Genomic DNA, 3,438 nt, shown 5'->3' with positions numbered 1-3,438 from the left:
AGCTCCCGCTCACAGACACGTTGGCAGCGTCTGCCAAAGCAGTCGGCCGTTGCGCCATGCAGATCTGTCAGGCCGGAGCACCCTCTGGGGCACTCCCGGCGTCCGTGTCCGGCTCGACGTCGGGCTCACCGGCGACCGTGTCGGCGGCTGCCGCCGACGGCGCGAACGCGGCGAGGGCACCGAGACTGTCGGCGGTGACCTGCGCGGCGAGCAGGTTCGCCTCGGCGATCTGTCGGTAGACCTCCTCGCGGTGGATCGCGACCTCGCGGGGGGCCTTGAAACCGAGCCGGACGGTGCCGCCACGGACCTCGACGACATGGACCTCGATGTCGTCGCCGATGCGGATCGTCTCGCCGACGCTGCGGGTGAGTGTGAGCACGAGTACCCCTCCATGGGTGTCTGTGAACTGCCGTCCTTGGCGTTGCCCGTCGAAACGGGCGGGCCGCCGCACCACGATGGCACGGCCGCCTCGAGTGGTTATCGGCGCAGGGGCCGCCTGATGGGATGCGACCCGTCGATCAGGACGAGTTGACGGGCCCGCTGGGTGGCCGGGTTGACCACCAGGGGTGCGCGGAGGTTCGCCGTCGCGGCGGTGACGTCCCCGTCGGGAACGGTCACCAGGCAGTACAGGGTCGCCTCGGCGGTGTCCGCCAGACCCAGCTCGGCGCAGGGGACGCCGGGCAGGGCGGGGGCGTAGTCGGGGAAGAACGACGCCGCCGAAACGGCGAGGAAGCGCGGTCCGTCCGGTGCGAGGGACTGCAGCCAGAACAGGAGGCCGCCGCCGTCTGCCGGCACCAGGACGTAGTCGCGGTGCTGGGGGAAGCCGGGCAGCGGCTCGGCGAGGAGCAGCACCTGCACCTGGGACGGCGCCGGGGTCGGCGCCGGGGAAGGCGCCGGCACCAGGGCCACGGGCTTCCGCGCGGGGGCGTGCGCGGGAGCCGGCAGCGTGGCGACCGGGGAGTGCGTCATGCGGGCAGCCTCCTCGACCGGCGCATCTCAGGAGCGGGGCGTGCGGACATCAGCGCAGGTAGTCGAGCAGGGTCGGCTGCAGGGCCTTCGCCGTCGCCGACAGCGCCGCCTCGTAGCCGACCTGCTGCATCTGCAGGCGCATGATCGTGTTGGGCAGGTCGATGTTCTCGGTCTCGGCCAGCTGCGACGACAGCGTCAGTGAACGGTCGGCGTTCACCTGCTCCTCGCGCTCGACGCGTGCCGCGCGGGAGCCGACGTCGGCGACCGCGGTGAGCATGCCCTTCATGACCGAGTCGAGGTCGGTCAGGTGACCGGCCAGGTTGGTCGGGTTCGACACGACGTCGGTGGCGATCTTGTCGACGATCGCGAAGAGGTCGGCGCCCGCAGGGCCGAAGGCCTCCGGCCCGGTGGTGTCCACGCGGACGACCTCGGTGTCCGACACCCGGCGGGTGACGGGCGGCCCCGCCTGACCCACGTACGCGCCGGTCGCGTCGTACGCCTTGGTGCCGGGGGTGACGCCACCGAACAGCGGGCGCCCCCCGATGGTGCGGTTGGCCAGGCTGAGCAGCCCCTCGCGCAGGGACTTCACCTCGGTGGCGATCGCCTGGGCGCTGACGTCGCTCTGCGCGCCGGTGCTGGAGCCCTGCACGGTGAGGTCGCGCACGCGGCGCGCGGTGTCGAGCATCTCCTGCAGCGCCGAGTCGGTCTGCTCGAGCCAGCTCTTCGCGTCGGTGATGTTGCGCTGCTGCTGCGCGCTCGCGGCCTGGTCGGACCGCGTCTGCATCGCCCGGTTCGTCCCCGTGGGCGAGTCCGACGGGGCGCTGATGAGCCGGCCGGAGGTGAGCTGCTGCTGCAGCCGTCCGACGGCGTCGAGGTTCCGGTTGAGGCCCTGGAGACTGGTGAGCGCGACGGCGCGCTGGGTGATCCGCACTCAGATCACAGCCCCACGCGGCCGGTGCCGTTGATGAGCTTGTCCAGCGTCTCGTCGATCGCCGTGATCAGCCGACCCGCCGCCGAGTAGGCGTGCTGGAACGACAGCATGTTGGTCATCTCCTCGTCGATGTTGACGCCCGCCACGGATTCCCGTGCGGAGTCGACCTGGGTGGTGATGACCGCCTGGATGTCGACGTTGCGGCCGGCGACTGCCGCCTGCACCCCGAGCTCCACGATCATCTTCCGGTAGTTCGCGTCCGTCCCGGTCGTGGACCGACGGAGCTGGGCGATGGCGTCGGCGTTGCCGTGGTCGAGGGCCTGGACACCGGCGGTCGGCCCGACGCTGGAGGCGGCGACCTTCTTCGGGTCGGTGACCAGGACCGTGAGCGAGGCAGCCGTGATCGGGCCGCCCGAGGACCCCAGCAGCGGCGTCCCGGCGGCGCCGTTCAGGTCGAAGCCGGCCGCGTGCGCGGTGTTGAGGCTCGTCGCGAGGCTGACCGCGGTGGCGTCCAGCGCCTGGCGGTAGCTCGGGATGATCGTGTTCAGCGAGTTCAGCTGCCCCTCGGCGGTGCCGCCGGCGCGCACGGTGTACCCGCCCGAGCCGGTGACGATCCGCGGCGGGTCGGCAGTGACGCCGTCCACCGAGTAGGTGCCCGCCGTCGCCAGGCTGGCCGCCGTGGAGCCAGACACGAGCGTCATGCCACCGACGAGGACGTCGACGACGCCGTTGTCCCCGTGGCGGACTGTGGCGCCGACCTGGTCGGCGAGCTTCATGACCAGCAGGTCGCGCTGGTCGGAGAGGTCGTTGGCCGGCAGACCGCTCTGGTTGGCCCGCTGGATGGCCTGGTTGAGGTCGGCGATCGAGCTGGCGGAGGCGTTCACGTCGGCGACGAGCACGTCGAGGCTCTCGCGGGACTGGGTCCACTGGGCGCCGAGCGAGGCCTGGCTGAAGTGGATGCCACCGACCAAGGTCTCCAGGCGCTTGAGGACCTGCCCGCGGGCGGCCTCGTCCTGGGGCTGGTTGGCGACGTCCTCCCAGCCGGACCACATCTCCGACAGCAGGCTCTGGATCCCGGTGTCGCCGGGCTCCCGGAAGGCCTGCTCGACGAGCTCGAACGTCTCGTTCTCGACGGTGAGCCGGGAGCTGTTGGCGTGCTCGGTGTGCCCGCGGCCCTCGAGGAAGGCGTCCCGGATCCGGGTCACCTCGTCGGCGTTCACGCCGCCGCCGAGGCCGTTGCTCGTGGAGAAGAAGGCGGGGACGACGCTGCCGCCGATCGACCGCAGCTCCACCCGCTGCCGCGAGTAGCCCTCGGTGTTGACGTTGGCGATGTTCTGGCCGGTCACGTCGAGCGCGCGGCGCTGCGCCCACAAGGCGGTGGTCGCCGCGTTCAGGCTGCCGAACGTACTCACAGGGCACCGTCCAGCGTGACGGCACGGTGCGAGCCGTCGTCCGTGCGACCGGTGGAGCCGTACGTGCCGGCGGTGGTCGTCTTGACCGACATCAGCGCGTCGCCGATGGCGGCGAGACCGCCCTCG

At 71.8% G+C, this 3,438-nt stretch carries 4 protein-coding genes; all 4 read right to left on the bottom strand.

Translation table 11 applies throughout. The features are described from left to right. Positions 1-67: 67 nt before the first annotated feature. The 4 genes from csrA to flgK all read right to left on the bottom strand — a co-directional run bounded on the left by csrA (position 68) and on the right by flgK (position 3,312). Positions 68-379, bottom strand: coding sequence for a carbon storage regulator CsrA (gene csrA, locus VK640_01065; GenBank protein HTE71777.1), 312 nt, complete (start codon positions 377-379; stop codon positions 68-70). A 98-nt stretch (positions 380-477) separates the two neighbouring features. Beyond that, positions 478-969 carry a flagellar assembly protein FliW gene (locus VK640_01060; protein HTE71776.1) on the bottom strand — a complete coding sequence of 164 codons (492 nt, stop codon included), beginning with the start codon at positions 967-969 and terminating at the stop codon, positions 478-480. Between the two features lie 49 nt (positions 970-1,018). Next, positions 1,019-1,900, bottom strand: a complete 882-nt coding sequence (flgL, locus tag VK640_01055) for a flagellar hook-associated protein FlgL (protein ID HTE71775.1) — start codon at positions 1,898-1,900, stop codon at positions 1,019-1,021. A gap of 5 nt (positions 1,901-1,905) precedes the next feature. Beyond that, on the bottom strand, positions 1,906-3,312 hold the full coding sequence (gene flgK / locus VK640_01050) for a flagellar hook-associated protein FlgK (protein ID HTE71774.1): 1,407 nt from the start codon (positions 3,310-3,312) through the stop codon (positions 1,906-1,908). Positions 3,313-3,438: the final 126 nt, after the last annotated feature.

It is taken from the genome of Actinomycetes bacterium, assembly GCA_035489715.1.
Taxonomy (GTDB): Bacteria; Actinomycetota; Actinomycetes; order JACCUZ01; family JACCUZ01; genus DATHAP01.
The sequence above is the reverse complement of the archived record's forward strand: the minus strand, read 5'-3'. Positions and strand labels throughout refer to the sequence as shown.